Annotated in this window: 4 protein-coding genes; 2 read left to right on the forward strand and 2 right to left on the reverse strand. The window is 47.0% G+C overall.

The genetic code is table 11. The features are described 5' to 3' along the window. Window positions 1-338: 338 nt before the first annotated feature. On the reverse strand, window positions 339-902 hold the full coding sequence (locus tag AC1DWN_RS27105; protein WP_477561997.1) for an FAD-dependent oxidoreductase: 564 nt from the start codon (window positions 900-902) through the stop codon (window positions 339-341). A gap of 205 nt (window positions 903-1,107) precedes the next feature. On the opposite strand from AC1DWN_RS27105, the gene AC1DWN_RS27110 reads away from it, so the two are divergent. Beyond that, window positions 1,108-1,539, forward strand: coding sequence for a MarR family winged helix-turn-helix transcriptional regulator (locus AC1DWN_RS27110; RefSeq protein WP_477561998.1), 432 nt, complete (start codon window positions 1,108-1,110; stop codon window positions 1,537-1,539). Between the two features lie 47 nt (window positions 1,540-1,586). Continuing rightward, entirely contained in the window at window positions 1,587-4,808 is a 3,222-nt protein-coding gene (locus tag AC1DWN_RS27115) for an MMPL family transporter (protein ID WP_477561999.1), read from the forward strand. A 98-nt stretch (window positions 4,809-4,906) separates the two neighbouring features. Here the strand turns inward: AC1DWN_RS27115 and AC1DWN_RS27120 are convergent. Beyond that, window positions 4,907-5,396 (reverse strand): ATP-binding cassette domain-containing protein (locus AC1DWN_RS27120; RefSeq protein WP_477562000.1); only part of this gene is annotated, 490 nt, incomplete at its 5' end.

The raw sequence follows: 5,396 nt of genomic DNA on the forward strand, positions 1-5,396 counted from the left end.
ATGAAATACCGTACAGGAATTCGAAATGATTCATATCAGCGAAGAGAGCTAGCAGCATAAAGCCAGCAAAAGAGAGAGCGAGAGTGAGTTGTTTCTTATAAGGCTGAATCAGTTGGCTGCTCACGAGAGTCCTCCCGAATGTATGTAAATTATACGATAAGGCTAATTTTGAGGGATAATTTACCTATAATATTCGACAAAATATTCTATAACCCTTCTTTCTCTCCCTTTTAGACAGAAATAAGCCCGTATCAGTTAGTAGTCTGATACGGGCTTATTTGTCATAGGAGAAGCTGCTGTAGAAATCCGCATARGCGGTTTCAGTTAACAATAATTCGTTATCCCTTAAACATATCGTGATCTACATAACGCTCGTCATTAAGCTCGCTAATGATGTTGATAGCTGCTTTTGCGCCATCGCCTGCAGTAACAACGGCATGCACGCTTACACCTGCAGCAGTACCTGCCGCCCAAACGCCAGCAATATTTGTCTTGCCACTTGTATCAACGTCGATAATCGTTTTGATTCGTGGTTCCGTACCAGGTTTGGTTGTCAATCCGACATGCTCAGCGAGATCGGTCAAAGCGCCTGTCGCAAAGAGAACATGCTTTGCCGTGTAAGTGCCCGCATCTGTTTCAATTTGAAGACCACCGTCAATGGCTGTAATATTTTGCACCGATTCTTCTTTGATTTCTGCACCGAACTTCGCTGCTTGCTTTTTGCCAGTATCCACGAGGTCAGGGCCGTTGATTTCTGAAATGCCATAGTAGTTCTCAAACCAAGCACGCTTCGTCATTCCTTTGTTATTTTCAAACATAAGTGTTTTCTTTCCTGCTTTGGCAGTGAAAATAGCAGCGCTTGCACCTGCCGGGCCTGCACCAATAATAGCGATATCATACATGCAACATACCTCCAGTTATATTTATCCATTCTCTTGCTTAGTATAGTAATTTGGAGTCTAAAAAAGCAAATAGTTTATCTCATCAATTTCCATAATTCGTTCACGATACGTTCATATTTATAATGTTGATTTGGAAACATCTGTCTGATATAGTTTTATTGTCGAACTATTCAACAGTGCAATCATTTGAGGGGGAAGCAACAAGATGGACTTAAAGCAAATCATTGATCGTTACGAGGCGGCTAACTTCGTCGTAAACCGCAGGGTGAATGCCATGTTCCGCGAGATTATGCCGGGAGAGCTGACAATTGATCAATTTGCGACGCTTCGTTACTTGCGAGCACAGAATATGAGCACATCTTCTGAGCTGGCGGATATTTTTTGTGTAGGGAAAAGCTCCATAACTGCTATTATTACGCGTTTGTCGGACAAAAACCTCATTAAAAGACTGCCGGATGAGAAAGACCGGAGAGTCATTTATTTGGCTTTAACCGAAGAGGGCGTTCAAATATGCGACATGATGGAGGAGAAGATTCAACAGCTGCTTTCGAAATATATGAAGCATTTTGATGAGCAGGAAGCTACCGCCTTTATTAACACGTTTGAAAAACTCGCGAAGGAAATGATGAATTCGTAAGTTAAACCCTGCTAACAAAGCAAAGTCTAATGAGAAGGAGACAAAAGATGAGAACCATTTTAAAGCTTAGATGGCTGGTACTGGCACTGTGGCTGGTTGCAGCGGTAGGGTTGATGCTTAGCGCGCCGAATATGGAAGAGCTTGTTCGAACGAAAGGGCAGGTTATGGTCCCGGAAGGCTATTCATCGACGATAGCTAGTGATCTGGAACAAGCCATTGGCGGGGATAACGGAGCTAGCGGGATGGCTACCGTTCTCGTATTTCACAAAGACGGCGGCTTATCCGATGCGGAACTGACTGATGTTAAAAACGGCGTTGATAAGCTGAAAAGCGCGGGGGAGAGCATAGGCGTGCTCTCCGTCACCAGCCATTTTGACACGGAGCAATTGAAGGCGCAAATGCTGTCTGAGGATGGCAGCACCGTGCTTACTCTGGTGAATGTGGAGGCTGGTGATCGAGAGCTGTCGGAGCTGCGTGATGGCTTATATGATGCCATTTCGGATGTAAAGGTTGAACACTATTTTACTGGCAACTGGCTTATTTCTGAGGATGTTGTGCAAAGCTCGCAAGAAGGGCTTAAGAAAACAGAATTTATTACACTCGGATTTATATTAATTATTTTGTTCCTAGTTTTCCGTTCAGCGGTAGCGCCGATAGTACCGCTTCTTGCGGTTGGTTTTACGTACTTAGTCACCCAATCGATTGTGGCGTACTTAGTCAAATATTTGGATTTCCCGCTTTCGAACTTTACGCAAATTTTCTTGGTAGCGGTGCTCTTCGGTATCGGAACAGATTATTGCATATTGCTCATCAGTCGATTTAAGGAAGAGCTTGCTCATCGCGGGGGCAATAAGACAGAGGCGATCCTTCATACTTACCGCACAGCGGGCAGGACGGTGTTTTTCTCTGGACTTGCGGTGCTAGTAGGCTTTGCAGCCATTGGCTTCTCAACCTTTGTCCTCTACCGCTCAGCCGTTGCGGTTGCAGTCGGTGTAGCCGTACTATTAATTGCTTTGTTTACCGTTGTGCCTTTTTTCATGGCGGTGCTCGGTCCAAAGCTGTTCTGGCCTGCCAAAGGCTCGCTCGAGCATAAGCAGAGCAAGCTATGGGGATCTGTAGGTAAGTTTTCACTGAAACGACCATTGTGGGCGCTACTTATTTTAGCAGTCATTATCGTTCCTTTCTTAGTGTCATACAAAGGGAATATATCCTTCAACTCGCTCGATGAGATCGGTGATAAATACGATTCCGTTAAAGCGTTCAATATTATTTCGGAAAGCTTCGGACCTGGCGATTCATTGCCGACGACAGTTGTTGTAAAAACGGATAAACCGCTTGATACACCAGAAGGCCTTGCGACTTTGGAGCAAGTAACCCGTGAGCTGGCGAAGACGAACGGAGTCAAGCTTGTTCGAAGCGCAACGCGTCCTACAGGTGATGTAATGGAGCAATTCCTCGTGTCTGATCAAGTGGTCACGCTTGAAGATGGACTTGGACAAAGCGGCAGCGGACTTGGGGAAATCAGTAGTGGCTTGTCTGAAGCCAGCAATGCGCTTAATGAGAACGGACCTAAGCTGAATGAAGCTGTGAAGGGTGCAGGCAAGCTCGTAGATGGTACAAATGAGCTGAAGTCAGGTGTCGAGCAGCTGGGCACGGGCTTGAAGCAAATTCAGAAGGGCCTGCTTGATGGATCTGCTGGTGCCAAGGAGCTGAGCGCTGGTTTGAAGGAAGCTCAAGCGAGTGCGGAGCAGCTTGAAGCAGCGAGCCGTAAGCTGCTTGCCAGTTATGAGCAGCTTGGCGGTGGGCTTGGTCAATTGACTGGCGCTTACCGTGCAATAGCGACAGAACAAACCAAGCTGGCTACAGGGCTGACTGGCGTGACGCAAGGACTCGACAGCTTGCAAGACAGCTATCCAGATCTTAAGGACGATGAGAAGTTCCAACAAGCTCTAAGCTCACTTGTTCAGCTGCAGCAGGGCGCGGCAGGCATTGGCGGACAGTTAACACAGCTGAATGAGAAGCTTGGCGGCATATCGACGGGTATGCAGCAGGCAAATGCCGGCTATGAGCAAGCTGCAGGCGGTCAAAAGGCGCTTGCGAATGGCTTAGGCAAGCTTGCGGCTGGTCTTGCCGAGCTGCAAACAGGTATTGCGCGGGCAGCGGCAGGTCAAGGTCAGATCGTTTCCAAGCTGCCTGGTGTTACGCAAGGCTTCACAGAGCTTTCGAACGGACAGAAAGAGCTGCAAGCAGGCTTTGCTGCTTTAAATGATCAGCTTGGCGAGCTTACAAGTGGTCTTGACCAAAGCGTAGATGGACTGACGCAGGTGAAGAGCGGATTAGCTTCTGCTGGAGGCTACTTAAATGGACTTGCGGATTCGCCGAACAAACAAATGACAGGCTGGTACATTCCTGAGGAAGCAATTGCGAATGAGGAATTCCAAGCCGCTCTGAACGTTTACATGTCGGAGGATCGTCAGACTGCGAAGTTTGACGTTGTATTCAGTACTAATCCGTATGCACTGGAGACTATGAATGAAATTGATGGTCTCGAATCGGCTGTACATCGTGCGATTCAAAGTACGGATTATAAAGCTGCTCAAGTAGCCATTGGCGGCGTAACAAGCATGAACAATGATCTCAAAAATATATCATCAGCGGATTATTCACGTACTGTCGTATTGATGCTGATCGGTATCTCGATTATTCTTATTATTTTATTCCGTTCGATCGTAATGCCGATATACTTAATCGCTTCGCTTCTAGTGACGTTCTATACGTCGATGGCGATTGCAGAGGTTATATTCGTACGATTACTCGGACAGTCTGGCATTAGCTGGGCGGTGCCGTTCTTCGGCTTCGTTATGCTGGTGGCGCTTGGTATCGATTATAGTATTTTCTTGATGGATCGCTTCAAGGAGTACCRTCATTTGTCGCCGCAGCAAGCCATTCTGGATGCCATGAAAAATATGGGCACAGTCATTATGTCGGCGGCTGTTATTCTAGGCGGTACATTTGCTGCTATGCTGCCGTCAGGGGTTATGTCACTCTTGCAAATTGCAACGATCGTATTATGTGGACTATTCATATACGCGCTGCTTATGCTTCCGCTGTTCATTCCGGTAATGGTGCGCATGTTCGGTCCTGCCAATTGGTGGCCGTTTATGGGACAGAAGCAAGCTGCGGAGTCCGATGAGTTTTCCAATCACAATCATAAAAAAGATACAAAGGTAAGCCACGGCCGCAAGGTTTCTCATGATACGACAAATTAACAAAAGCTAAAACAAATGGGGTTGCTCAGGTCATCGACCGTGGGCACCCCCATTTGTTTATTCTTATAGCAGTATGAAGACTTCTAATGATCAATGCATTAGCGGTTGCGTTCCTTACGCCCAGATACAGGAGCATTCTCAGCCTCTTCCACAACTGCCTTCTGAGGGAATTGCAGCTCATAGAGCTGACTGTACTTCCCTTGCTGAGTGAGCAGCGTATCATGCGTTCCGTGTTCAATGATTTTGCCTTTATCGAGCACATAGATGAAGTCAGCCTGTTGAATCGTCGATAGTCGATGTGCAATGACGAGGCAGGTGCGTCCCTTAAGCAGATAGGTCAGTGCATCTTGGATCGATCTTTCGGACTCCGTGTCGAGAGAGGAGGTCGCTTCATCCAAAATAATAAGTCGTGGATTTTTTAAAATGGCGCGTGCAATCGAGATACGCTGCTTCTGACCACCAGACAGCTTCACGCCGCGTTCTCCAATCTGTGCCTCGTAGCCATCGGGAAACGAGGTAATGAAGGAGTGCGCACTTGCTGCCTTTGAAGCTGCCTCTACCTCAGCATCTGTCGCATCGGGCTTGCCG

This window comes from Paenibacillus sp. P4_A7 (genome assembly GCF_056402455.1).